Here is a 24526-nt window from a genome sequence, read left to right on the forward strand (position 1 = left end):
GCGCCTCTCATTTTCTCACTGATTTCAGGATGATCCGATGCGTGATGTCGTAGAGCGGGAATTCGCCAGTTTCGATGGCACGCAGCTGTTCTATCGGCATTGGCCGACGCAGCTGGCAGGCGCCGTGCCCAAGTCGGTGGTGCTGCTGCACCGTGGGCATGAGCACTCCGGCCGGGTCATGCATCTGGCCGAAGAATTGAACCTGCCCGATGCGCAATTCTTTGCCTGGGACGCGCGCGGCAACGGCCGCTCGCCAGGGGCGCGCGGCGACGCACCGGGCTTCGAGGCGCTGGTGCGCGATCTGGACAGTTTCATCGCGCATCTATGCGCCACGCACGGCATCGCGGTGCAGGACATCGCCTTGGTCGCGCAGAGCGTGGGCGCGGTGGTTGCAGCTACCTGGGTGCACGATTACGCACCGCCGTTACGCGCGCTGGTGCTGGCCTCGCCGGCGTTCAAGGTCAAGTTGTACGTGCCGTTCGCACGTGCCGGGCTGGCGCTGATGCATGCGCTGCGCGGCAACTTTTTCGTCAACAGCTATGTCAAGCCGCAGTGGCTCACCCACGATGCGCAGCGCGTGGAAAGCTACCGCACCGATCCGCTGATCACCCGTCCGATCTCGGTCCGCGTGCTGCTGGGCCTGTACGCGGCGGCCGACCGCGTGGTGGCCGATGCACAGGCGATCACCGTGCCGACGCAGTTGCTGGTGTCCGGTTCGGACTTCGTGGTGCACCGCGGCCCGCAGGATCGGTTCTACGAGAACCTGGGCTCGCCGATCAAGCAGCGGCATTGGCTACCGGGGTTTTTTCACGACACCCTGGGCGAGCGCGACCGCGCACTGGCCATCGCGCCGATTCGCGCCTTTATCCAGGCGCGCTTCGCACAGCCCCAGCTGCGCGCCCGATTGCGCGATGCGCATCGCGCCGGCCCCAGCTTTGAAGAAGCCGAACGTCTGGCCTGGCCGCCGCAACGCAATAGTCTGCAGGACCTGCGCTGGCGTGGCGTGCGTGCCGGTTTGCGTCTGGGCGGCAAGCTGTCCGAAGGCATTGCATTGGGCCTGCAGACCGGCTTCGATTCCGGCAGCACGCTGGATTACATCTACCGCAATCAGGCGCGTGGACGTGGCCCGTTGGGGCGCATGATCGACCGCAATTATCTCGATGCGATCGGTTGGCGTGGCATCCGCATCCGTGGCGCGCATCTGGGCGAGCTGCTGCGCGATGCGGCAGGCCGCTTGCGCCAGGCGGGCCTGCCGGTGCGCGTGCTCGATGTGGCCGCAGGCCACGGCCGTTATGTGCTCCAGGCGCTCGGCAGCGGTGCGCAACGCGCCGATGCCATCGTGCTGCGCGATTTCAGCCCGCTCAACGTCACCCAGGGCGGCGAGTTGATTCGCACGCTCGGCGCCGGCGACATCGCCCGTTTCGAGCAAGGCGATGCGTTCGACCCGGCCGCCCTGGCTGTGGTGCAGCCGGCGCCCACCCTGGCGGTGGTGTCGGGCTTGTACGAACTGTTTGCCGACAACGACCAGGTGGCGCGCTCGCTGGCCGGCCTGGCGGCGGCGGTGCAGCCGGGCGGGTATCTGCTCTACACCGGCCAGCCGTGGCATCCGCAGCTGGAATTCATCGCGCGCGCACTCACCAGTCACCGCGATGGCGTGGCCTGGGTGATGCGCAGGCGCAGCCAGCAGGAGATGGATGAGCTGGTGGAGGCGGCAGGTTTCCGCAAGGTGGCGCAGCGGATCGATGCATTCGGCATCTTCACCGTGTCGATGGCGCAGCGGATCGACGCATGACACATGGCGCGCGCCCGACCGGTCGTGCCGCGCTCTGGCTGGCGTTGCTGGGGCCGTTTTTCTTCCTCAGTTATGGCCTGGCCAATACGCTGGCCGGGCGCGCGGAGCAGGTGCCGTCGGTGGTGTTCGGCTGGGAACACGGCATGCCGTTCTGGCCGTGGACCATCGTGCCGTACTGGACGATCGACCTGTTCTACGCCGCATCGTTCTTTGTCTGCCGTACCCGCCGCGAACTGGATACGCATGCGCTACGCCTGCTCAGCGCGCAAGTGCTCTGCGTAACGTGTTTTGTGCTGTGGCCGTTGCGGTACAGCTTTGTGCGCCCGGACACGCAGGGTGTGTTCGGCTGGCTGTTTGCCGTGCTGCTGGGCTTCGACAAGCCGTTCAATCAGGCACCGTCGCTGCATATCGTGTTGCTGGTGGTGCTGTGGGTGCGCTATGGGCAGCATCTGTCCGGTGTGTGGCGCTGGCTGTTGCACGGTTGGTTCGGCTTGATCGGCGTGTCGGTGCTGACCACGTATCAACATCATTTCCTGGATATCCCCACCGGGCTTGCGGCGGGGTGGCTGTGCGTGTGGCTGTGGCCGGAGCGTATCGCCGCACCGTTTGCGCAGGCGCAACTGGCGCGCGATCGGCGGCGTTGGCGTTTGGCCGCGTTGTATCTGCTCGGCGCAGTCGCCAGCGCCGCGGCGGCGCTGTGCAGTGGCGGCGCCGGGTTATGGGTGCTGTGGGTGAGCCTGTCGCTGGGGCTGGTCGCGCTGAACTATGCAGCGCTTGGCGCGCCCGGATTCCAGAAGCGCAGCGATGGCGGGCTGAGTCTGGCTGCGCGCTGGTTGTATGCGCCGTATCTGCTGGCGGCCTGGTGCAACTCGCGGCTATGGACGCGGCGCGACCCGTTGCCGCGCGCGGTCTGCGATGGTGTGTGGTTGGGGCGCATTCCGCTGCCCGGCCAGCGCGCAGCCTTCGCCGCGGTGGTCGACGTGAGTGCGGAGCTGTCCCTGTACGCGGCACGCGCGCAGGACCGCGCGTTGCCGATGCTGGATCTGGTGGCACCTGCGCCTGTGCAGCTGCGCGCCGCCGCCGCCGCGATCGAGGCGGCGCGCGTGCACGGCCCGGTGCTGGTGTGCTGCGCACTGGGCTACTCGCGCAGCGCCGCCAGCGTCGCGACCTGGTTGGTGCGCAGTGGCCGCAGCAGCGATGTGGACGCGGCCATCGCGCGGCTGCGCACCGCATGCGCCTGGATCGTGCTGGGTGCGCAGCATCGCGCCGCCATCGTGGCTGCGTGCATGACTCACCCAGACAACGACAGCGCGGCCGAGCGGAGTCTGCAATGAACACATCCCCGATGACCTTGGCAGCCATGCGTGCGGTGTTGCGCCAGGGCGCGCCACTGGACCGGTTCTCGTTGCTGCTGCTGGCGGCCGCCATCGCCTTGCTGGGTGTTGCCGAGGCGCCGCCGTTGATACAACTGAGTTTTGCGCTCAGCGCATCGGCCGGGCTGATGCAGCGCTATTGGGCATTGCGCGTGGGCCTGGATGTCGACCTGCTGGAGGGCGTGATTGCGCAGATGGCGCGCGGCAGCGACGAAACCCACGCTGCGCAACAGCTCGACACGGCGCTGCATGCCATTGGCCTGCGCGCCACGCTACCGCCTACACGCGATTGGTCGACGCGCTGGGCCGGCATGCGCCGCTTGCTGCGCTGGCAACTGGCGAGCGTGGCGGCGCAGCTGCTGTGGTTGGTCGCGGCACTGGCACTGCGGGTATCCGGATGAGCGACGCGCATGGCCCCGGTCAGCCCGAACCCATGCAGGCCACCGCGGCGCAGCAGGCGTTGTGGCAGCGCTTGCAGGCGTATCGTTTTGGCGGCGATGCCGATGCGTTGCCGGCCTTCGTGCGGCGCGTCGCCAAGCAGGCCCGCTGCAGTGTGGGGCAGGCGCAGCAAGCGGTAGACGAATACCGGCGCTTCTGTTTTCTGGCGTGCACCGATACCCGGGATGTGACGCCCAGCCCCTTGGTCGACCAGGTCTGGCACACCCATCTCACCGACACCCGCGAGTATTGGCAGCAGTTCTGCCCACAGGTGTTGCAGACCACGCTGCATCATCAGCCCGGACGCGGTGGCAGCGACGACGCTGCGCGTTTCCAGGCGCAGTATCGACAGACCCTGGAGCGCTACCGCACACACTTCGGGCCGCCGCCGGTGCAGGTCTGGCCTGCACCATCGCCGCAGCCTGCAGCCACGCCTGCGCAGCAGCACGCTGCCGAGGCCAGCCTGCGTGCCCTGCGCGGCGAGCCGATGCACGCGCAGCGCGGCGCACGCATCGGCACGGTGCTGGTCTGGGCCGTTGCGACGCTGGTGATTGGCGTGGTTGCCGGCAACGGTGAGGTCGCCTCGCCGCTGCACTGGCGCGGCAGCAGCTTCCTGGCGCTGTTTGCGGTGGGGATCGGCCTGGCCTGGTCGGCATCGGCGTGGTTGCGGCGCCGCCTGCGCGGCAGCGTGCATCTGCGGCCGGTGGATGCGGTCGATGCGTTGGAACTGGCCTGTCTGAGCGGTGGCGCCGGGCGTGTGGCCGATCTGTTGTTCGCCCGCTTGCTGGCCTGCGATGCGGTGCATCTGCAGCGCGATGAGGAGGCGCAGGCGCGCAAGTGGGTACGTTGCGATCCCAGCGTTGCAGTGCCGGTGGCGCTGCAGCCGGCACTGCAACGCGTGCGCGATGGGGAGGATCCGGTGCTGGCATGGCAGTCGCTGCGCACGCTGGCCGCACCGGTGCAGCAGCGCCTGATCGACAAGGGGTTGCTGCTGGATCGGCGCACGGCGCTGCTGGTGCGCGGGGTGAGCGCCCTTCCCGTGGCCGCGCTGTGGGGCCTGGGCGCCTGCAAGCTGGTGATCGGGCTGCAGGGGGGCTATCCGGTGGGCTATCTGCTGGCCTTGATGGTGCTGGTCAGCATGCTGGTGCTGGGATTCTTGCTGGTGCCGGTACGCCGCAGCGGGGCCGGCGATGCGCACCTGCGCGAGCGCAGATCGACGGTCAGGCCCGACGCGGCGCGCACCGGCAACGATCCCGGCGAAGCGGTGGCGCTGTACGGCACCGTCGCGTTGGTGGGCACGCCATGGGTGAGCTATCACACGCTGCGCGCGCCCACGCCCGGCAATACCGACAGCAGCGGCAGCAGTTGCGGCGGTGGCGGCGACAGTGGCGGTGGGGATAGCGGCGGAGACGGTGGCGGTGGATGTGGTGGCTGCGGTGGAGGAGGCGACTGATGCAACCCAGACAGACCCTGTTGCAACGACGCCAGCGCTGGGCACGCGCCTTGCGCGGACGCGGCGCCACGCCCAACGGCGTGTCGTGGGCCGGCATCGCCTTCGCGGCGCTGGCCGGGGTGATGTTCTACATCGCCTTGAGCGCACCGGCGCGCGAAGGCGTCGCGCCGCTGCTGCTGGCCTTGCTCGGCCTGCAGGGGCGGCTGTGGTGCAACCGCCTGGATGGCGTGCTGGCGCGACAGGCGCGGCTGGTATCGCGCGCCGGCGAGGTCTACAACGATGCGCCGGACCGCCTGTCGGACGTGCTGGTCTGCGTCGGGCTGGGTTACGGCCTGCAGGCCAGCATCCCGTGGGCCGCGCAACTGGGTTGGGCAGCGGCGTTGTGCTGCGTGGCCACCGCCTACGTGCGCATGCTCGGCCTGGCCTGTGGCACCGCCGAGCCACGGCAGGGGCCGATGGCACGCGTGCAGCGCATGCACTGGTTGTCGCTGACGACCGTGCTGGCGATGCCGTGGCAGTGGGTGGGCCAGCCGCGCATCGCGGCATGGGTATTGATCGGCGCGCTGGCGGTGTTGATCGCCGGTGCGCTACTGACGGTGGTGCTGCGGCTGCGCATGATCGTGCGCACATTGGAGTGGACATGATTGCCCGTTTGATTGCGCGTGCCTGCAGCGGCGCCATCCGTACCTTGACCGGCGCGCGCGCGTTGTGGCGCGGCTGTGCGCCGTCCAACGAGCGCCGCGTGTATTACGGCAACCACGCCAGCCACGGCGATTTCGTGCTGATCTGGTCGTCGTTGCCGGCCAGCCTGCGACACGAAGTGCGCCCGGTGGCCGCAGCCGATTACTGGCAACGCACCGCGCTGCGGCGCTATCTGATCCACGCGGTGTTCAATGGCGTGCTGATCGAACGCAACCCGGCGCAACGCACCCGCGACCCGATCCAATGCCTGTGCGATGCGATCGATGCCGGCGATTCGCTGATCCTGTTTCCCGAGGGCACGCGCAACCCGGACGAAGGCGTGCTGCCGTTCAAGAGCGGGCTGTATCACCTGGCGCGGCAACGGCCGGAGCTGGAATTCGTGCCGGTGTGGATCGACAACCTCAAACGCGTGATGCCCAAGGGCAAGTGGTTGCCGCTGCCGTTGCTGTGCACCACTACCTTCGGCGCGCCGTTGCGGCTGGATGCCGACGAAGACAAAGACGCGTTTCTGGCGCGTGCGCGCGAGGCGCTGCTGGCGTTGTCGCCGGATCAACTGGAGGCGCGCGCATGAATCCCTATGTCTTCAGTGGCCAGTTGCAGCAGTCTTCGATGCATCAGCAGACGTTGTGGTTGTTCAGCGGCATCGCACTGGTCTTGATCATTGCCACGCTGATTTCCGAAACGCTGCGTTGGCGCGCGCGCGCGCGCCCGAGCACGGTGCTGGACAACCTGGTGGCGCGCATTCGCGCCTGGTGGGTGATGGCGGCGGTGGTCGGCATCGCATTCGTGTTCGGGCGCGCCGGGGTGATCGGCCTGTTCGCCTTGGTGTCGTTGTTTGCGCTGCGCGAGTTCATCACGCTCGCCCCGACGCGGCGCGGCGATTACTACGCCTTGTTGGCCGCCTTCTACATCGTGCTGCCGTGGCAATACGGGCTGGTGTGGACCGGCTGGTATGGCATGTACACGCTGCTGATTCCGGTCTATGCATTTTTGGTGTTGCCGATCCTGGCCACCATCGGCGGCGATACCACGCGTTATCTGGAGCGCACTGCCAAGGTGCAGTGGGGCTTGATGATCAGCGTGTTCTGCATCTCGCACGTGCCCGCATTGCTGAATCTGGAAATCCCCGGGTATGCCGGGCGCAACCTGTTGTTGATCGCCTTCCTGGTGATCGTGGTGCAGTCCTCGGATGTTTTGCAGTACGTCTGGGGCAAATTGGCCGGCCGCCATCTGATCGCGCCGAAACTGTCGCCGTCCAAAACGGTGGAAGGCTTCGTCGGCGGCGTGCTGTCGGCCAGCCTGCTGGGCATGGCGCTGTGGTGGATCACCCCGTTCGCGCCATGGCATGCCTTCGGGCTGGCGCTGGTGGCCAACCTGATGGGGTTCTTCGGCGGCCTGGTGATGTCGGCGATCAAGCGCGATCGCGGCATCAAGGACTGGGGCCACATGATCGAAGGCCACGGCGGCGTGCTGGACCGGCTGGACTCGGTGTGCTTCGCCGCCCCGGTGTTCTTCCACCTGATCCGCTACGGCTGGGCGTAAGCGTGTGACGAACCTTGGCGCAGGGCTGGCAGCGGCGCATCGGTTTGGTAAAGACGACGCGGTCGGCGGAGCTGCCGCCAGGGCTTGGAGCGTCACCTGAGTCGTCGCAACGATCGATTCCTTCGACGCTGCGTTGGAATATTCGCCGGTTAGTCAGTCGCAAGAGGTTCTGGTTGCTGGCAGCAAGGTGCAGGCAGCCGATCAGTGGCCTGCGACCTGCCGCACGGGTTGGCGGACAGCAGTTACTGCTCCGGACCATGATCGTCAAGTTAGAAACTGCGGACAGTGCACTAGCTGAAGGCGACGGCGGATCACGGACATTCAATCACCCACTTCTCATTATAAATCCTCGCCTAGCCTTGCCAGAGGCGGGGGAGTCTTAGTTGCACGCGGTGATGGCGATTCGTGTTTACCCGGGTGTTCTTTCGCTGCGGTATCTGATGGGCACGCAAAATTGTTTGAATCTCGTCTGGCGCACTGACGAACATAATCCGTAGCCGGTCGCAGATTGATAAAAAAATCCGATATCCGCATGCATGGCCTGCTCCTGGTCTTCGGTAATGCAAACATGTCTTCTGCTGCGGGGGAAGTTGTCCAGCGGGGCTGACCGACGATCTGGACTCGCTGATGTGTTCGCTCAACCGATTCAACAGCAACGACGCTCTCGGCGAGGCGTCCAGTTGCTACTTGCTGCAACGGCTGCCGCGCAGGAGCCAGCCTTGCCATCCATGCCAGCTGCGTCTTGCAGTCACGGCCGTCCATGACCCTGCGATTCAAGCAAGACACCGCAGTGCGCGTGCGCCTCAATGCGTTCGTCGATGACTCCATTGCATTACCGGCGCTGCCCTTGCCAACGGGTGGATCAGTCTCGCCATGACGGCTGGATGACCTCGCACCCTTTCCATCGGCCAGGACATGCACGCCGGTTTGCGCAGCTGTTTGGAATATCCAGATGAGATCACCCTTATGAATCGTGAAAAAGTCCTGGCATTACGCACCTGCACGAACAACATGTCCGATCATTGCGGACTGATCTGGCCACAGGCAGGCATCGTCGAATGCCGGCATTGGCAACCCAGCATCAAACAGGAAAACGGCTTGACCGGCCTGTTGTGGGGACAGGGCACCGATGCGCATCTGAACATGCATGCCGACGCGCATTGGGTCGTCTGCATTGTGGATACCGCCGACATCATCTGGCTGGGCGAAGAGGGAATGATCAAGTTCCCCAGGGCCGAGGTGGTCTACGCCGGCAGCCGTGCCGGCGCCTTGCAGTGCATCGCCGCCGGCATCGCGCAGCATGCCCCGCCCCAGCCCGAGCTGCCTGCAGAGACGATGATTGCCGCGGAATTCATTCCCAAGGCAGCGCAGGCGCAGTTCATTGCGCCGGCAGTGGAGCAGGGCGGCCATTCCGGCGCACCCGTGCCGCCGTTGGTCGCCGCCGGCGGTGCGCAGATGCCGCCGCATCCAGACGACACGCTGCGCACGCGAGAGATCGCCACCTATGGCAGCACGCTCACCGGTGCCGATCAAAGTCAGCTGATTGCAGGCTATGGAAGCACCGAGACGGCGGGTAACCGCAGCGAGTTGATCGCCGGCTATGGCAGCACCGGGGTGGCCGGATCGGACAGCACCATCGTGGCCGGTTATGGCAGCTCGCAGACCGCCGGCGGCGGAAGCACGCTGACGGCCGGTTACGGCAGCACGCAGACCGCGCGCAGCGGCAGCGATCTGACCGCCGGCTATGGCAGTACCGAAACCGCCGGGGCTGACAGCTCGCTGATCGCCGGGTATGGCAGCACCCAGACGTCCGGCGGCGACAGTTCGCTGACCGCCGGTTACGGCAGTACCCAGACGGCGCAAGGCGGTAGCGACCTCACCGCCGGTTACGGCAGCACCGGCACGGCGGGCACGGACAGCTCGCTGATCGCCGGCTATGGCAGCACGCAAACGTCCGGTGGCGAAAGCTCGCTCACTGCCGGCTATGGCAGCACGCAAACCGCGCAGGACGGCAGTGACCTGACCGCCGGTTATGGCAGCACGGGAACCGCCGGCGCCGACAGCTCGTTGATCGCCGGCTATGGCAGCACGCAGACATCGGGCAATGCCAGCTCGCTCACCGCCGGTTATGGCAGCACGCAAACCGCGCGCACCGGTAGCGATTTGACCGCCGGCTACGGCAGTACCTCCACCGCCGGTGCCGACAGCACCTTGATCGCCGGCTATGGCAGCACGCAGACCTCCGGAGGCGACAGTTCGCTCACGGCCGGCTATGGCAGCACCCAAACCGCGCGCAAGGGCAGCGATCTGACCGCTGGTTATGGCAGCACCGCAACCGCAGGCGCGGAGAGTTCATTGATCGCCGGCTACGGCAGTACGCAGACGTCGGGCAACGCCAGTTCGCTCACTGCCGGCTATGGCAGCACGCAGACTGCACGCAGCGGCAGCGATCTGACCACCGGCTACGGCAGTACCTCCACCGCCGGTGCCGACAGCACCCTGATCGCCGGTTACGGCAGTACGCAGACCTCCGGTGGCGACAGCTCGCTGACCGCCGGTTATGGCAGCACGCAGACCGCACGCAGCGGCAGCGACCTGACCACCGGCTACGGCAGCACCTCGACCGCCGGTGGCGAGAGCACGCTGATCGCCGGCTACGGCAGCACGCAGACCTCGGGCAACGCCAGTTCGTTGACGGCCGGCTACGGCAGCACCCAGACCGCGCGCAGCGGCAGCGATCTGACCACCGGCTACGGCAGTACCTCCACCGCCGGTGCCGACAGCACCTTGATCGCTGGCTATGGCAGCACGCAGACCTCCGGTGGCGACAGCTCGCTGACCGCCGGGTACGGCAGTACGCAGACCGCACGCAAAGGCAGCGATCTCACCACCGGCTATGGCAGCACCTCTACGGCCGGCGCCGACAGCACGCTGATCGCCGGCTATGGCAGCACGCAGACGTCCGGTGGAGAGAGTTCGCTCACGGCCGGTTATGGCAGCACGCAGACCGCGCGCAAGGGCAGCGATCTGACCACCGGCTACGGCAGCACCTCGACGGCGGGTGCCGATAGCACGTTGATCGCCGGTTACGGCAGCACCCAGACCTCCGGCGGCGACAGTTCGCTGACGGCGGGCTATGGCAGCACGCAGACGGCGCGCAAGGGCAGCGATCTCACTACCGGCTATGGCAGCACGTCGACGGCGGGTGCCGAGAGCACGCTGATCGCCGGCTACGGCAGCACGCAGACGGCCGGCTTCAAGAGCATCCTCACCACCGGCTACGGCAGTACCCAGACCGCGCAAGAGGGCAGCCTGCTCACGGCCGGCTACGGCAGTTCCTCAACGGCCGGCTCGGACAGTTCGTTGATCGCCGGCTATGGCAGTACGCAGACGGCCGGCTTCAAGAGCATCCTGACCGCCGGCTACGGCAGCACACAGACCGCACAGGAACGCAGCACGCTCACCACCGGCTACGGCAGCACCTCCACCGCCGGGCACGACAGCTCGCTGATCGCCGGTTACGGCAGTACGCAGACGGCTGGCTACAAGAGCATTCTCACCACCGGCTATGGCAGCACCCAGACCGCGCAAGAGGGAAGCTCGCTGATCGCAGGCTACGGCAGTTCCTCCATGGCCGGCCCGGACAGCTCGCTGATCGCCGGTTATGGCAGTACGCAGACGGCCGGTTACGACAGCTTCCTGACGGCCGGTTACGGCAGTACCCAGACCGCGCAAAGCAGCAGCTGGCTGATCACCGGCTACGGCAGTACCTCCACCGCCAGCTTCCAGAGTTCGTTGATTGCCGGCTATGGCAGCACGCAGACCGCCGGCTACGAAAGCACCCTGACCGCCGGTTATGGCAGCACCCAGACGGCGCAGGAAATCAGTTGGCTCACCACCGGCTACGGCAGCACCCAAACCGCAGGACACGGCAGCATTCTGACCGCCGGCTACGGCAGCAATTCCACCGCCGGTTACGAAAGCACCCTGATCGCCGGCTATGGCAGTACCCAGACCGCCGGTTACGAAAGCACCCTGACCGCCGGCTACGGCAGTACGCTGACCGCACTGGAAAACAGCTCGCTCACCGCCGGCTACGGCAGCACCGAAATCGCCGGATTTTCCAGCACGCTGATCGCCGGCTACGGCAGCAGCCAGACTGCCGGTGGCGACAGTACGCTGACGGCAGGTTATGGCAGCACCCTGACCGCGCAGGACAACAGCTCGTTGACCGCCGGCTACGGCAGCACCGAGACCGCCGGGCAGGACAGCTCGCTGATCGCCGGGTATGGCAGCACCCTGACCAGCGGCGTGCGCAGCTATCTGACCGCCGGCTACGGCAGCAACCAGATCGCCAGCTATGGAAGCTCGTTGATCGCCGGACACGAAAGTACCCAGATCGCCGGCCATCGCAGCATGCTGATTGCCGGCAAGCTCAGTTCGCAGACGGCCGGTTCGCGCAGCACGTTGATCGCCGGCATGGGCAGCATCCAGACAGCGGGCGACCGCAGCAAGCTGATCGCCGGCGCCGACAGCACCCAGACCGCTGGCGATCGCAGCAAGTTGCTGGCAGGTCGCAACAGCTTCCTCACGGCCGGCGACCGTAGCAAACTCACCGCCGGCGACGACTGCACGCTGATGGCGGGCGACCGCAGCAAGTTGACCGCCGGCAAGAACAGCATCCTGACCGCGGGCGCCAACAGCCGGTTGATCGGCAGCCTGGGATCCACCCTCACCGGTGGCGAAGACTCGGTGCTGATCTTCCGCTGCTGGGACGGCAAGCGCTATACCAACATCATCGCCAAGACCGGCGAGGAGGGCGTCGAGGCCGACACCGCCTATCAGGTCGACGACGACAGGAACGTGGTGGAAAAATTCGACGACCCGTTCGACACCATCGTGCTGGACCATGGCAGCGACCCGGCCTTCGCAGCGGATCATGCAGCGATAACGCAATTGCCGAACTGAGCAATTAACTCGCCCAGGCGGTCGGCATTGCCGATCGAGGCTACGGCCAACCGCCGGCTAGGCGGCGGTTGGCCCGATCAGATGAGGTCGGCCCGCGATGCGGGCCACGCTGGGGACTAAGCAGGTCCTGCCCAGAGGCGTGGCAGCGGGGGGCGCATCAGGCAGCCCTACCGGGCATCAACACGCAGAACATTCCACAATGCGCTGCAAGCATCGACTAACGGCCGCGTCACCTCACCAAGCGTGCCAGCCCAGCGCACTACCAGCCCGCAGCACACCCACGCTCCAACGATTCCCCAATCCCGATTCCCGAATCCCGAATCCCGTCCTACGTCAGCCCGTACTCTTTCAATTTCTTGCGCAAGGTGGCGCGGTGAATGCCGAGCATCGCCGCAGCGCGGCTCTGGTTGCCTTCGCAGTGATTGAGCACTTCGACGAACAACGGGATCTCCATTTCGCGCAGCACGATCTCGTAGACATCGTCCGCGTCGCTGCCGTCCAGATCGCGCAGGTAACGGCGAACGGACTGCGCCACGTGTTCGCGCAGCGGCGACTTCGGGGCGCCACGACTGGTGTCAGGACGAGAGGGGGCTGCGTTCAAAGGAAGTTCCCAGTGTCACGAGGCCGGGGCGCGTGGCCGGCGAGGGGGAGTGAGTCTAGCGCGTGACCTCATCGCTCGCCACGCCCATGTGGCGATCGGACGAGGTTGTGTCCGCTTAGCGGAAGTCGAAACTGAAGGCGGCGGTGCTGGCGGCCGGTTCGCGGACGCGAAACGCCACCTGCACGGCCTGACCCGGCGCCAGCGTGTCGTGCTCGGCCGGCGCCTTGCCCAGATATTCCTGCGGCGACAGCACCCGGGTGCCGATCACCCGCCCATCGGCATCGGACAGCGACAGCTGCAACCAGGGCCAGGCCTGCGCCCAGCGCGCATCGTTGCGGAAGCTGGCCTGGATCTCCAGCACGCCGGACACGCCGGGCAGCGGGCGCACGTCGCGATTGAGCAGGGTCAGCGTGGCCGGCTCGCGCCACGCCGGCAGCGTGCAGCGCACCACCGCGCAGGCGCTGGCCACCAGCGGCCGCCAGCGCGCGTCGCCGGCCAGATGCGCGCGGTCGGCGATGACGATCTGCAGGCCCAGCAACCCGGCCAGGCCAAACAACAGCGCCCACTGCCGCCCGCTGGCACGCAGCCGTGGGCGGCCGAGCCCTCGGCGCGCGAAGGTGGGCGCTGCCACGGCAGGCGCGGGCAAGGGATGCACTGGCGTTGCGTGGGCGCGCGCCTGCCCGGCGGCGTGGTCGTGCTGCACGTCGGCTGCGAGCGCGACGCTGGACGCGTCGAGGTTGCCCGCATCGACAGCCTCGCTCTCCTGCCGGTCTGTGGCGTCGGGCGCGCCATGGGGCGCGGTGCTGGTCATGGTGTCGTCTGGCGCCGCGCCTGCCGCGTCCTGCTCGAGCGCCAGCTGCGGCGCCACGCGTGCACGCGCGGCGGTTTCCTGCAGCCCGGCGTGGTCCGGATGGGCGCTGCCGTCTGCATCAGCGGGCGACGGGGTCTGTGCCGGCGCGGTAAGCGGCGCACGCACGACCGGCACGTCTGCTGCAGCGACCTCGGGCGCAGGCACCGGTTGCGATACGGGAGCAGCGGGCAGCCCGGCCGCGGGCATCGGCACCACCTGCTCCGCTGGCGCAGTGGCCGGCACCGCGGGCGGTTGAATCAACGTCGGGGCAGGCGGCGGCGTTGCGCGCAGAAAGGTGACCAGGGGGCGGCGCGGTGGCGGAGTCTCTGACATCGGCAGGCGTGCAGCGGGAAGACCGCTATTCAACCACGGCTACGGCGATGGGCGAACGTCGTGGGACAGCGACGTGCTCCACCCGCGCACGCCGGCTCAGCGCCCTGGCGGCGATACGGCGACGCCAACCAGGAGCAGGTTCACGGAAAGTCGCGGTTTGCCCACGACAACCGCTAACACCACCCGCCAACACCACCGCAGCTCACACGACGCCGCAGCAAACACGCTGTTTCGACTCCCGACTCCCGACTCCCGAATCCCGAATCCCGACTCCCGAATCCCGAATCCCGAACTCACCGCCTGCGCCGCGTCTTGCCCTCGGCCAGCAGCAGATCCAGCAGCCCGCTGCGCTGACGTGGCGCCAGGGTGTCGAAGCGGGCCAGCAGCACGCGTTGCTGATCGTCCAGGCGACGGTACTGGGCCGGTTCCTCGGCAATGGTCGACACCGGCGGGCCGAACACGCGGTCGCCGCGGCCAGTGGCCAGGTATTCGAACGCCATGCCGCTGCGCTTGGCCAGACCGATCAGGTTCTCCACCGACGGCGCGGTGCCCTCGGCCATTTCCCACTGCGCCACTGCGCTGCGGGTGACGCCCAGCTCGCCCGCCAGGGCTTCCTGGGTCAGCTTGGTGAAGCTGCGGGCTTCGCGTACTCGTTCGTACAGCTTGCTCACACGGCACCGGATCGGGAGGCGGACAGGGCCGGGAGATATAGCCCTAGCGGCGCTTTGGGATAGTTCGTATAACTTTCATATCGACATATGTTTGCGATACTGTCGCAATGGCGTCGAGGATGTGATCACAGCGAACTCAAGGAGGATGTTCATGGTCGAGCCTGTCACTCCAAACCCCGGCCAGCGGCCTGGCCAGACACCGGCGCCGAACGCACCGTGGCCGGCCGATTCGCCGCTGGATCCGGCGGTCGCGCACTTTCGTGGAGCGCCCTGCTACCAGGTCTGGCGACGCAATCAGGAGTGGGATGCCATTGCCGAGGGCATGCATTGGTCAGCCGCGCTGGCGCCGCGCGGCTGGGCGCTGCGCTATCGGCATTGGCCCTTGCTGGGGATCGGGGCGACGCTTGCAGTTCTGGCTGCAGGCGTGGCGCTGGCCGGCGTGCAGGCGTGGTCGGCGGGCGCCTGGGTGGCGCTGTTGCTGGCCGAGCTGGGCTTGCGTGTGGGTGCGGCCCGGCAGGCCGGGCGCTGGCGCAGTGTGGCGTTACAGCGTGCCGGCTGGCAGGCGGTGACCCGCCTGCGTGCGATCAGCGTGGCCGATGCGGTGACCACCGCGCAGATCCGCGCCAGCCGCCCGCAGCGGTGAGCGAGCCGGCGATCAGCTGCGGCGGACGCCGTCGATGCGCATCCAGTCTTCGTCGCGCTCGCAACGCAGCTGGTCGAACCAGGGCGCGTAGCGTTGCAGCAACTCGTCCTCCTGGCCGTGCAGGATGCCCGACAGGGCAATGCGGCCGCCCGGCGCCACGCGTGCGGCCAGGGTGTCGGCCAGCGCATCCAGTGCCGAGGCCAGGATGTTGGCGACCACCACCGGATAGGTCTGCACCGGCTCGTCCTGCGGCAGATACACCGCCAACTGCGCGCCCACGGCGTTGCGCTCGGCATTGTCGGCCGTCGCCAGCAGCGCCTGCGGGTCGTTGTCCACCCCCACGGCGCTGGCGGCGCCCAGCTTCAGCGCGGCGACGGCCAGAATGCCCGAGCCGCAGCCGAAGTCGAGCACGCTGCGGCCCTGCAACTCGCCGCTGCCGGCCAGGCTGTCCAGCCAGCGCAGGCACAGCGCGGTGGTCTGGTGCGTCCCCGACCCGAACGCCAGGCCCGGATCCAGCCGCACCACGGCGGCCTGCGGCGTGTCGGCCGCTTCGGGCAGGTCGTGATTCCACGGCACGATGAAGGTGCGCGCGCCGAACTGCATCGGCTTGAACAGATCCATCCAGGCGCGTTCCCAGTTGCTGTCCTCGACCATGCGCAGTGCCACCTGGCTCCAGTCCAGCTCCGGGTCGAACGCTTCCAGCGCCGCAAGCACTGCCAGCGCGTCGCTCTCGCCATCGAACAGCGCAGTCAGCACCAGCGAATTCCATAACGGCATTTCGCCCACGCCAGGCTCCAGAATGGCGCGCTCGTTGCTGGTATCGGCATCGGCATCGAGCAGGGTCACCGCCAGCGCGCCGACGTCCTCCAGCGCGTTCTGGAAGCGGGGCTGGGTGGTATCGGAGCAGGGCAGGGTCAGTTCAAGAAACGGCATCGTGGCAGTCGGCAATCATCAAGGCGTGCATCGTAGACCATTCGCGGCGGCGGGCTGAGGCATTGCGCCCTGCCGGGTGCATGGCGTGGTGGAAGATACCGGGGCGGGATCACGCGCCGATGCGCCAGACGCGTCTACGCGACAGATGCGCGTTGCATCCAGACGCGGAGCGCGAAGCCGCCGGACACACGGGGCATGCACGCAACAGGTGCCTCGCACTGGAGCGCTCGCGCGCCGACGCACACCCATTCTGTCTGTCAGGCAGAGCTCCGCGAGCGTTCCGGCATCGCGCTGTCTCCACATGCAAGGCCTACGCCGGATACGGGAGCCAGAGCGCGATGCGACCGGGCGCCTTTCGCACAAGCGATAGGCGCATTGCGATAAGAGTGCTCATGCGCAGACTGCCGTGTGTTCCTTCTGTCAGGCAGACGTCCGCGAGCTTGCCGGCGGTGCGACGTCCCCCCATGCACTGGCTACGCTTCACCCACACCCACACCCACACCCACACCCGCGATGCGATGCGATGCGATGCGATCAGGCACACGCAGCGCCCAGGCGAAGGGCGCTGCGCACATCAGCGCTGAAAAGACGTAGCGAGCGATTGCCAGGCGGGGGCGAACGCCGTCTTGGCGATGATCGACTGCACTGCACTGCACTGCACTGCACTGCACTGCACCGCAGCGGCCGGCGGCATTCGCGCGCTACATGCCCACTCCCGGCAAAGGTCGCGCCTGTCTGGTGATCGCGCGGTCGCCTACTGCCCGATCTGCGCCGGCACTGCAGGCATCGCCCAGGCGCGCTGCACGTAACGGCAGCGCTCGCTTGCTGGCCGCCGCGTGCACGGCCGGGTGCTAGACTCCGCGCCGTTGCTGCGGGCGTCTTCCGCAGCTGGGTTGCCGCTGTGATGCCGCTTGTCCGTGCCCGCCATCTCTGGCTGTTGCTCGCTCCCGTCGCGCTCGCGACGGCAGCGTGGTGGCACCTGCGTGCGCAGCCGGCAGCGCGCGCCACTGCCGTGCCCGCCAGCACCGGCGCCGTGCACCAGCCTGCGGCACCACCGGCGCGGCCCCCATCTTCCGAACGCGGCAACGCGCTGCAACTGAGCTATCGCGATGCGGTGGATGCACAGCGGGATCTGTATCGCTATGCGCAGCAACTGCAGCAGCAGGTACGTGCCGGCGATGCGCAGGCTGGCTGGCGCCTGAGCCGGGTCTACGATTACTGCGCGCCGTATGCGTCCAGCCCGGCCGGCTATGCCGCCGACAGCGCGTGGATCGCCACGCACCAGACCCCGGGCGTGGCGGCGATGCACGCTGCACGCGATCGGGTGGCGCAGCGCTGCGCCGGCTTCGCCCCCAGCGATGGGCTGGGCGCGCGCCTGGTCGCGCAACAACGGCTAAGCGCCGCACGCGGCGGCAGCCTGGCTGCCGAGGCCGCGTTGCTGGCCCTGGGCGAACCGCTGCAGGCAACGCCCACTTACAAGCGCGCGCTGGTGCGCCGTGTGCTGGCTTCGCGCGACCCGGAGGCTTACCTGGCCCTGGCGCCGGCGATGGGCGCGCGCGCCAGCGGCGATGACAGTCTGGACGGGTATGTGGCCGGCGATCAGTTCGCCGAACTCGCCTGGCAGGTGGCGGCGTGCCGCCTGGGCCTGGACTGCAGCGCCGACAGCACGCTGGTCACCAGTTATTGCGCCAACGCGGGCATCTGCTCGCGCGAGGGCGCGCAGGATTTTGTGTCGTTCGTATTCGACGCCGCGGTGCCGCGGCAGGGAGCAGACAGCGTGGATGAGATGGTCGATAGGTTGGTGTCCGATCCGGGAGCGCAGTCATGAATTACCGTCGGTTGGCGCATGGCGCCAAGTTCTGGTTCTGGGTGGCGTTGTTCGTGGCGTATTCGGCCGCGGCGGTGGGCATCGTGATGATCGATACCGCCGATCACCGTTACCAGCCGCTGTCGATCAGATCGACCACGGTCGGTGCCGACGAGCAGCAGCGAAGGCATGGCGCCAGCGAGGTGGCCGCGGTGTACCGCGCCAGCAGCGCGATGCCGTTCTCCACCTTGTCGGCCGGCTCGATGTTTCAGGTGGTCTGGCCGGACGGCTCCACCGAAACCATGATGGTGGTCGACCCGGCCTCGTCCAGCGGCATCGTGCCGGTGCCGGGCAGCCAGCAGGCGCCTGCGCCGCGGCGTTGAGCGATGCAGCGTATCGCGCCCTGATGCGGGTGTGCTGCGCATCCGCGCGCACGACTGACGATCTGCGCAGCGGATCCGGTAGCACCCGGCTCCGGTAGGAGCGCACCTGAGCGCGACGGGGTTCTACCGACAAAGCGCGGTCGCGCCCGGGTGCGCTCCTACGCATCGGGCGGCTGGCCGCATAGTTTGCTGGTGCCGGCTGTGATCCAGTCGCGTGCCTGGCCTGCGCGGCGCACTGCCGAGGCGATGCACCGGCAAGCCATGCGACAAGCCCGGTGTCCCGTGCTTGTCGCATGGTGCAATGGCCAGTGCGATCACTCCTAATTCCGTAGGCCCCCGGCTCGCGTAGGAGCGCACCTGGGCGCGACGGGGTTCCACCGATAAGGCGTGGTCGCGCCCGGGTGCGCTCCTACGCATCGGTCGGCTGGCCGCATGGGCGCCGGTGCGGGGGTGTCGTCGCGATGCACCGGGAAACAACGCAAAAAGCCCGGTTTCCCGGGCTTGTTGCGTGGTGCAATGGCCAGTGCGATCAGGTCAGCGCGATCGACTTGTTCTTGCGCTCGGCCAGGCGCTTTTCCAGGTAATGGATGTTCTGCCCACCGGCCTGGAAGCCCTTGTCGCGCATGATGCGCTGCTGCAGCGGGATATTGGTCTTGATGCCGTCCACCACCATCTCGCTCAGCGCCACACGCATGCGCGCGATCGCGGTCTCGCGGTCGGGGCCGTGCACGATCAGCTTGCCGATCATCGAGTCGTAGTTCGGCGGCACCTTGTAGCCGGCATAGATGTGCGTATCCACCCGCACGCCCGGGCCGCCCGGCGGATGGAAGGCGGTGATCAGGCCCGGGTTGGGCATGAAGGTTTCCGGGTCTTCGGCGTTGATGCGGCACTCGATCGCATGCCCGCGCAGCACGATGTCGCTCTGCTTGATGCTGAGCTTGTGGCCGGCGGCGATGCGCAACTGTTCGCACACCAGGTCGATGCCGGTGATGCGTTCGGTCACCGGGTGCTCCACCTGGATACGGGTGTTCATTTCGATGAAGTAAAAACGCCCGCCTTCGAACAGGAACTCGAAGGTGCCGGCGCCGCGGTAGCCGATGCGGATGCAGGCATCCACGCAGACCTTGCCGATCTCGTTGCGCAGCTCCTCGGTGATGCCCGGGGCCGGCGCTTCTTCCACCACTTTCTGGTGGCGGCGCTGCATCGAGCAATCGCGTTCGCCCAGATGGATCGCACCGCCCTGGCCGTCGGCCAGCACCTGGATTTCCACGTGGCGCGGATTTTCCAGGAACTTCTCCATGTAGACCTGATCGTTGCTGAAAGCGGCCTTGGCTTCGGATTTGGTGGTTTCGATCGCAGCCTTCAACGCCGCTTCCGAATGCACCACGCGCATGCCGCGCCCACCGCCGCCGCCGGCGGCCTTGATGATCACCGGGTAGCCGATCTCGCGCGCCACCTTGGTGTTGGCGACGATGTCATCGCCCAGCGGGCCGCCCGAGCCGGGCACGCACGGCACGCCGGCGGCCTTCATCGCGCGGATCGCCTCGACCTTGTCGCCCATCAGGCGGATGGTGTCGGCCTTGGGGCCGATGAAGATGAAGCCGGATTCTTCCACCCGCTCGGCGAAGTCGGCGTTTTCCGAGAGAAAACCGTAGCCGGGATGGATGGCCTGCGCATCGGTCACCTCGGCCGCGGCGATCAACGCCGGGATATTGAGGTAGCTGTCGCTGGAGGCGGCCGGGCCGATACAGACCGACTCGTCGGCCATGGCCACGTGCTTGAGGTTGCGGTCGACCGTGGAATGCACCGCGACCGTGCGGATGCCGAGCGTATGACACGCGCGCAGGATGCGCAGCGCGATTTCGCCTCGGTTGGCGATGACGACTTTATCGAGCATGGGATTCGGGATTCGGGATTGGGGAGTCGTACAGGGCGCTGGGTTCGCGCAAATGTCGCGCTTGTTCCAGCGTGCGGATCAACGCATTGAGCCTGGCAAACGTGCGATTGAGCAGATCGCTAGTTGCCGCACCGGGCGATGCGAACTGCAGGCGCGTTGCAATCTGCAGTTGCGTGTCCAGCTCCGCCAGCGAGCCCCGTGCCATCGAGAGATAACGCAGGTATTCGGCGGTGGAACGCCGTGCAGCACCTTCGGCAATGTTGGACGGAATGCTGATCGCCGCGCGCCGCATCTGTGCTGTCAGTCCAAAACGTTCGGAATCGGGAAAATCGTGGCTCAGGCGGTAGATCGCTTCGACAAGCGACATCGCATCGCGCCACACCGTCAGGCGCTCATGCGGTCGCTCTTGCGAATCCCGAATCACGACTCCCGAATCCCGGCGCTTCAGCCAATCACAAACAACGGCTGATCGAATTCCACCGGCTGGCCGGTTTCGCCGAGGATGGCCACGATGGTGCCGGAAACGTCGGCTTCGATCGGGTTGAACATCTTCATCGCCTCGATGATCGCCAGGGTGTCGCCGGCCTTGACCGCCTGGCCCACGGCGACGAATGCCGGCTTGTCGGGGGAGGGCGAGGTGTAGAACGTGCCGACCATCGGCGCGCGTAGCACATGGCCTTCCGGCAACGCAGCGGCCTGCTTGGCGCCCCCGGTGGAAGCCTCGGTGGGCGACTGCATCGGCATGGAGGCCGCTTGCGGTGCGGCGGCGGGGGCCGGTGCGTACTGCTGCACCGGCGCGCTCATCACCTGGGTGCCCTTGGGAACGCGCGCCAGGCGCACGCTTTCTTCGCCTTCCTTGATCTCGATTTCGGCGAGATTGGATTCTTCGAGCAGGTCGATCAGCTTCTTGATTTTGCGGAGATCCATAAGGGCCTCTTGTGGTGAATCGGTGGAGAGTGCCGGCGGATGCCGACGGAATGGGGTCAGACCCTCGGCGCGTTGGCCGATGGGGGGAGGGCACCTGTCATGCGTCGCGCTCCAGGCGCGCGATCGCCGCTTCCAGCGCCAGCCGGTAGCTGTCTGCGCCAAAGCCGCAGATCACCCCGTCGGCCTTGTCGCTGAGATAGCTGTGATGGCGGAACGGCTCGCGCGCATGCGGGTTGGACAGGTGGATCTCCACGAACGGCAGCCCCACGCCCAGCAGCGCGTCGCGCAGGGCCACCGAGGTATGGGTGAAGGCCGCCGGGTTGATCAGGATGTAAGCGGTGCCGTCCTCGCGGGCGGCGTGGATGCGCTCCACCAGCACGTGCTCGGCATTGGACTGCAGGCTGCTGAGCGTGTGCCCGGCTGCCTGCGCGCGGTCCACCAGGGCCGCATCGATCTGCGCCAGCGTGGTGCGCCCGTAGACCTCCGGCTCGCGGGTGCCGAGCAGGTTGAGGTTGGGGCCGTGCAACAGCAGCAGGTGGGCCATGGGATCCAGCGGAGCGGAAAGGCCGGAAGTCTGCGCGATGTGGGCGATGCTGTCCAGATAGCAGAAGTTATAGCTGTTTTAAGCAATCGTTTGAATTCTTGCGGCGATTGTCGGCGCAGTCAGGTGCGGAGGGCATCTACCCAGGCGGCCCTGTTGCGGCAGCCTGCAGTGCCAGGCCGCATCGTCACGGCCGCTGCCCACCAGCCCCGCCAGTGGCCCCCGGCACCGGCATCGGTGGTGGTGCCGCGCGGCGCAGGGACCGGTCTGCGCATCTTCCACTGCCGCGCGTCGTGGTTCTGTGCCCGTGGCAGCAAGTTCGGCCGTTCCCGCCAGCGGGGGCGAGGCGCCATCGGTCAGGTTGCGCCGCCGGAGCGGCCTGCCGCAGTGAGCGGCACCCACGCTGGCCGCGCGCACCCACCGCGCACGATGGGCGCCGTTGCCGCCCCGGATGCCCGCGCAGACAAGCGTCGGTGCAGCGATGCGCCCCGCCGCCGATGGCCTACCTGCCCTCGGTTGCCGCGGTGTCGCCTCCGAGGTGTCGCCACAGGAAGGTGTACATCAGCGCAGCACGGTGCGCAGCCTGGGCATTGTCGCCAGGGTTGGCGTGGCCGCCCTCCATGCTTTCGTAGAACACCGCGTCCTTGCCTGCATCCAGCATCTTGGCGGCCATCTTGCGTGCGTGCCCAGGGTGGACGCGATCGTCGCGGGTGGAGGTCAGGAAGATCGTGGGCGGATAGGTCTTGTTCGGATCGAACAGGTGATATGGGGAAAAGGTCTGGATGAACGACCAGTCCGCAGTGTCCGGGTTGCCGTACTCGTCCATCCATGACGCGCCGGCCAGCAGGTGGTTATAGCGGCGCATGTCCAGCAGCGGCGCTTCGATCACTACCGCCCCGAACAGCTGCGGATACTGGGTCAGCATGTTGCCGGCCATCAATCCGCCGTTGCTGCCGCCGCGCACGGCCAGATGCCTGGCCGAGGTGACCTTGCGTGCGATCAGGTCCTGCGCGATGGCGGCCATGTCCTCGTAGGCCTTGTGCCGGTTTTGCTTGAGTGCGGCCTGGTGCCAGCGCGGGCCGTACTCGCCGCCGCCACGCATGTTCGACAGCGCGAAGATCCCGCCCTTCTCCAGCCACGCTCGTCCCATGACGCCGGAGTAGTACGGCAGCATCGGGATCTCGAAACCGCCATAGCCATAGAGTTGGGTCGGTGCGCTGCCATCGAATGCCAGCGCCTTCGGACGGACCAGGAAATACGGGACGCGGGTGCCGTCCTTGCTGGTCACGAAGTGTTGCTCGATGAGGAACCGGCTGGCATCGAAGAACGCCGGCAACGCTTTCAGGCGCTGCGGTTGCTTGCCGATCTGCGCCAGCGACAGCGTGGGCGGAGTGAGGTCGTCGGCGACGGTGAGCCACACCGCATCGCTGTCGAGGTCGTCCAACGCCTTGATCTCTGCGGCGCCGAAACTGGGTGCACCGACGAACGCGCTGCGCTTCCAGCCCTGCGCACCGGGCGTCAGCACGCTCAGCCGCGTTTTGACGTCATCCAGGATGTTGAGCACCAGGTGCGAGCGGGTCCAGACGGCACTGCTGAGCGAGGCGGTGTCGGTGGGCTGGAAGACCACCTCGAAGGCGCGCTTGCCCGCCATGAAATCGTCGAAACGGGTGGCCAGCAGCGTGCCGGCTGCATAGGTCTTGCCGCCGACGCTCCACGGCTCGCGCAGCTCCAGCGTCAGCCATTGGCGATGCAACTGCTTGGTCGCCGAGTCCGGCACCTCGATCTGGGCCAGGTGTCCGCTACTGTCGCGCAGATACCAGCGCTTGTTGCGGATGCCCAGCTCGCGAATCACGATGTCCCGCTCGAAGCCCGGGGTGTCGTCATGGAAGGCCCTCACGCGCATATCCTGCGGGCTGCCCTCGTAGACGGTCGTGGCGGTGTCCAGGGCGGTGCCGCGTTTCCATTGTTTGACCACGCGCGCGTAGCCCGAATCGGTCGTGGTGCCAGCACCGAAATCGGTACTGACATAGACGGTGTCCTGGTCGATCCAGGAGAGCTCGCCCTTGGCTTCGGGCCGGACGAAGCCGTCCTGCACCCACTGCTTGTCGACCAGGTCGAACTCGCGGGTGACGTCGGCATCGGCACCGCCGCGCGACAGCGTGATCAGGCAGCGGCGATAGGCCGGACGCAGACAGTCGATGTCCTCGTGCTGCCATGCCCAATCCTTGCCCTCGCTCTGGTTGAGGGCGTCCAGATCCAGCACGGTTTCCCACTTGGGTGCGGGCTTGCGATATTCGGCCGGCGAAGTCCGTCGCCATATGCCGCGCTTGTGCTCTCTGTCCTGCCAGAAGTTGTAGTAGCTGTCACCGATCTTCTGCACGTCGGGAATCTTCGCATCCGAGTCCATGACTTCACGAATCCGTGTTTCCAGCTGCTTGAATTCGGCGGTGTCGGCCAGTTGTTTCTCGGTGCGTGCATCTTGTTGCTTTACCCAGTCGAGCGCTCTTGTGCCGGTGACATCTTCCAGCCACAGATACGGGTCTGCGCTGGCCGCAGCGGGTGGAGTAGCCGCAATGCCGGGTGTCGCAGGTGCTGCATCGGCACCTGCAATGCCGGCAAGAAACAAGGCTGCGCCGAAAAAGGTGGACGTGGGGGCCATTATGTTGCCATCG

Annotated in this window: 19 protein-coding genes and 1 pseudogene; 11 read left to right on the forward strand and 9 right to left on the reverse strand. The window is 67.1% G+C overall.

The window, feature by feature from the left end:
* Window positions 1-37 precede the first annotated feature (37 nt).
* The 8 genes from VZ068_RS03155 to VZ068_RS03190 all read left to right on the forward strand — a co-directional run bounded on the left by VZ068_RS03155 (window position 38) and on the right by VZ068_RS03190 (window position 12268).
* Window positions 38-1792 carry a bifunctional alpha/beta hydrolase/class I SAM-dependent methyltransferase gene (locus VZ068_RS03155; RefSeq protein ID WP_349656878.1) on the forward strand — a complete coding sequence of 585 codons (1755 nt, stop codon included), beginning with the start codon at window positions 38-40 and terminating at the stop codon, window positions 1790-1792.
* On the forward strand, window positions 1789-3126 hold the full coding sequence (locus VZ068_RS03160) for a phosphatase PAP2/dual specificity phosphatase family protein (RefSeq protein ID WP_259167438.1): 1338 nt from the start codon (window positions 1789-1791) through the stop codon (window positions 3124-3126). Before VZ068_RS03155 ends, VZ068_RS03160 begins: the two co-directional genes overlap by 4 nt.
* A complete protein-coding gene (locus VZ068_RS03165) occupies window positions 3123-3566 on the forward strand; it encodes a hypothetical protein (protein WP_349656879.1) in 444 nt (147 codons plus the stop codon). Before VZ068_RS03160 ends, VZ068_RS03165 begins: the two co-directional genes overlap by 4 nt.
* Window positions 3563-5056 carry a TIGR04222 domain-containing membrane protein gene (locus VZ068_RS03170; protein WP_259167439.1) on the forward strand — a complete coding sequence of 498 codons (1494 nt, stop codon included), beginning with the start codon at window positions 3563-3565 and terminating at the stop codon, window positions 5054-5056. Before VZ068_RS03165 ends, VZ068_RS03170 begins: the two co-directional genes overlap by 4 nt.
* Window positions 5056-5700 (forward strand): CDP-alcohol phosphatidyltransferase family protein, encoded by a 645-nt coding sequence (locus VZ068_RS03175; RefSeq protein WP_259155746.1) that lies wholly within the window; start codon window positions 5056-5058, stop codon window positions 5698-5700. Before VZ068_RS03170 ends, VZ068_RS03175 begins: the two co-directional genes overlap by 1 nt.
* Window positions 5697-6329: a lysophospholipid acyltransferase family protein gene (locus tag VZ068_RS03180; protein ID WP_259155743.1), complete on the forward strand. Its 633-nt coding sequence runs from the start codon at window positions 5697-5699 to the stop codon at window positions 6327-6329. The genes VZ068_RS03175 and VZ068_RS03180 overlap by 4 nt, the downstream gene beginning before the upstream one ends.
* A complete protein-coding gene (locus VZ068_RS03185) occupies window positions 6326-7300 on the forward strand; it encodes a phosphatidate cytidylyltransferase (RefSeq protein WP_259167441.1) in 975 nt (324 codons plus the stop codon). Before VZ068_RS03180 ends, VZ068_RS03185 begins: the two co-directional genes overlap by 4 nt.
* Window positions 7301-8266: 966 nt before the next feature.
* Window positions 8267-12268: an Ice nucleation protein gene (locus tag VZ068_RS03190; protein WP_349656880.1), complete on the forward strand. Its 4002-nt coding sequence runs from the start codon at window positions 8267-8269 to the stop codon at window positions 12266-12268.
* Between the two features lie 328 nt (window positions 12269-12596).
* On the opposite strand, the gene fis is transcribed toward VZ068_RS03190, so the two are convergent.
* The 3 genes from fis to VZ068_RS03205 form a co-directional block, all read right to left on the reverse strand.
* Entirely contained in the window at window positions 12597-12869 is a 273-nt protein-coding gene (gene fis, locus VZ068_RS03195; protein WP_002804983.1) for a DNA-binding transcriptional regulator Fis, read from the reverse strand.
* A 115-nt stretch (window positions 12870-12984) separates the two neighbouring features.
* Window positions 12985-14052: a DUF3426 domain-containing protein gene (locus VZ068_RS03200; RefSeq protein WP_349656881.1), complete on the reverse strand. Its 1068-nt coding sequence runs from the start codon at window positions 14050-14052 to the stop codon at window positions 12985-12987.
* A 293-nt stretch (window positions 14053-14345) separates the two neighbouring features.
* The gene (locus VZ068_RS03205; RefSeq protein ID WP_046964217.1) at window positions 14346-14723 is read right to left on the reverse strand and encodes a helix-turn-helix domain-containing protein; all 378 of its coding nucleotides are present in this window, start codon (window positions 14721-14723) and stop codon (window positions 14346-14348) included.
* 145 nt (window positions 14724-14868) lie between these two features.
* Between VZ068_RS03205 and VZ068_RS03210 the strand changes: the two genes are divergently transcribed.
* Window positions 14869-15366 (forward strand): hypothetical protein, encoded by a 498-nt coding sequence (locus VZ068_RS03210; protein ID WP_349656882.1) that lies wholly within the window; start codon window positions 14869-14871, stop codon window positions 15364-15366.
* Between the two features lie 12 nt (window positions 15367-15378).
* Here the strand turns inward: VZ068_RS03210 and prmA are convergent, their stop codons facing one another.
* A complete protein-coding gene (gene prmA, locus VZ068_RS03215; RefSeq protein ID WP_259167446.1) occupies window positions 15379-16299 on the reverse strand; it encodes a 50S ribosomal protein L11 methyltransferase in 921 nt (306 codons plus the stop codon).
* A gap of 904 nt (window positions 16300-17203) precedes the next feature.
* Between prmA and VZ068_RS03220 the strand changes: the two genes are divergently transcribed.
* A complete protein-coding gene (locus VZ068_RS03220; protein WP_349656883.1) occupies window positions 17204-18127 on the forward strand; it encodes a hypothetical protein in 924 nt (307 codons plus the stop codon).
* A complete protein-coding gene (locus VZ068_RS03225; protein WP_259167451.1) occupies window positions 18124-18489 on the forward strand; it encodes a hypothetical protein in 366 nt (121 codons plus the stop codon). The genes VZ068_RS03220 and VZ068_RS03225 overlap by 4 nt, the downstream gene beginning before the upstream one ends.
* Before the next feature lie 529 nt (window positions 18490-19018).
* On the opposite strand, the gene accC is transcribed toward VZ068_RS03225, so the two are convergent.
* The 5 genes and pseudogenes from accC to VZ068_RS03250 all read right to left on the reverse strand — a co-directional run.
* Window positions 19019-20386 carry an acetyl-CoA carboxylase biotin carboxylase subunit gene (gene accC / locus VZ068_RS03230; protein ID WP_046964211.1) on the reverse strand — a complete coding sequence of 456 codons (1368 nt, stop codon included), beginning with the start codon at window positions 20384-20386 and terminating at the stop codon, window positions 19019-19021.
* Window positions 20376-20753 (reverse strand): four helix bundle protein, encoded by a 378-nt coding sequence (locus VZ068_RS03235; protein WP_349656884.1) that lies wholly within the window; start codon window positions 20751-20753, stop codon window positions 20376-20378. Before VZ068_RS03235 ends, accC begins: the two co-directional genes overlap by 11 nt.
* Window positions 20754-20830: 77 nt before the next feature.
* On the reverse strand, window positions 20831-21313 hold the full coding sequence (accB, locus tag VZ068_RS03240) for an acetyl-CoA carboxylase biotin carboxyl carrier protein (RefSeq protein ID WP_259155718.1): 483 nt from the start codon (window positions 21311-21313) through the stop codon (window positions 20831-20833).
* 97 nt (window positions 21314-21410) lie between these two features.
* Window positions 21411-21857 carry a type II 3-dehydroquinate dehydratase gene (gene aroQ / locus VZ068_RS03245; RefSeq protein ID WP_046964208.1) on the reverse strand — a complete coding sequence of 149 codons (447 nt, stop codon included), beginning with the start codon at window positions 21855-21857 and terminating at the stop codon, window positions 21411-21413.
* Window positions 21858-22356: 499 nt separating this feature from the next.
* A pseudogene (locus VZ068_RS03250) lies at window positions 22357-24408 on the reverse strand (prolyl oligopeptidase family serine peptidase); the annotation flags it as partial.
* Between the last annotated feature and the right edge of the window lie 118 nt (window positions 24409-24526).

It is taken from the genome of Xanthomonas sp. 10-10, from assembly GCF_040182365.1.
GTDB lineage: Bacteria > Pseudomonadota > Gammaproteobacteria > Xanthomonadales > Xanthomonadaceae > Xanthomonas > Xanthomonas arboricola_F.

Coding starts and splice junctions, on each gene's coding strand:
- VZ068_RS03155 (WP_349656878.1), top strand. CDS start 38: ATGCGTGATGTCGTAGAGCGGGAATTCGCCAGTTTCGATGGCACGCAG.
- VZ068_RS03160 (WP_259167438.1), top strand. CDS start 1,789: ATGACACATGGCGCGCGCCCGACCGGTCGTGCCGCGCTCTGGCTGGCG.
- VZ068_RS03165 (WP_349656879.1), top strand. CDS start 3,123: ATGAACACATCCCCGATGACCTTGGCAGCCATGCGTGCGGTGTTGCGC.
- VZ068_RS03170 (WP_259167439.1), top strand. CDS start 3,563: ATGAGCGACGCGCATGGCCCCGGTCAGCCCGAACCCATGCAGGCCACC.
- VZ068_RS03175 (WP_259155746.1), top strand. CDS start 5,056: ATGCAACCCAGACAGACCCTGTTGCAACGACGCCAGCGCTGGGCACGC.
- VZ068_RS03180 (WP_259155743.1), top strand. CDS start 5,697: ATGATTGCCCGTTTGATTGCGCGTGCCTGCAGCGGCGCCATCCGTACC.
- VZ068_RS03185 (WP_259167441.1), top strand. CDS start 6,326: ATGAATCCCTATGTCTTCAGTGGCCAGTTGCAGCAGTCTTCGATGCAT.
- VZ068_RS03190 (WP_349656880.1), top strand. CDS start 8,267: ATGAATCGTGAAAAAGTCCTGGCATTACGCACCTGCACGAACAACATG.
- VZ068_RS03200 (WP_349656881.1), bottom strand. CDS start 14,052: ATGTCAGAGACTCCGCCACCGCGCCGCCCCCTGGTCACCTTTCTGCGC.
- VZ068_RS03210 (WP_349656882.1), top strand. CDS start 14,869: ATGTTCATGGTCGAGCCTGTCACTCCAAACCCCGGCCAGCGGCCTGGC.
- prmA (WP_259167446.1), bottom strand. CDS start 16,299: ATGCCGTTTCTTGAACTGACCCTGCCCTGCTCCGATACCACCCAGCCC.
- VZ068_RS03220 (WP_349656883.1), top strand. CDS start 17,204: ATGCCGCTTGTCCGTGCCCGCCATCTCTGGCTGTTGCTCGCTCCCGTC.
- VZ068_RS03225 (WP_259167451.1), top strand. CDS start 18,124: ATGAATTACCGTCGGTTGGCGCATGGCGCCAAGTTCTGGTTCTGGGTG.
- accC (WP_046964211.1), bottom strand. CDS start 20,386: ATGCTCGATAAAGTCGTCATCGCCAACCGAGGCGAAATCGCGCTGCGC.
- VZ068_RS03235 (WP_349656884.1), bottom strand. CDS start 20,753: ATGTCGCTTGTCGAAGCGATCTACCGCCTGAGCCACGATTTTCCCGAT.
- accB (WP_259155718.1), bottom strand. CDS start 21,313: ATGGATCTCCGCAAAATCAAGAAGCTGATCGACCTGCTCGAAGAATCC.
- aroQ (WP_046964208.1), bottom strand. CDS start 21,857: ATGGCCCACCTGCTGCTGTTGCACGGCCCCAACCTCAACCTGCTCGGC.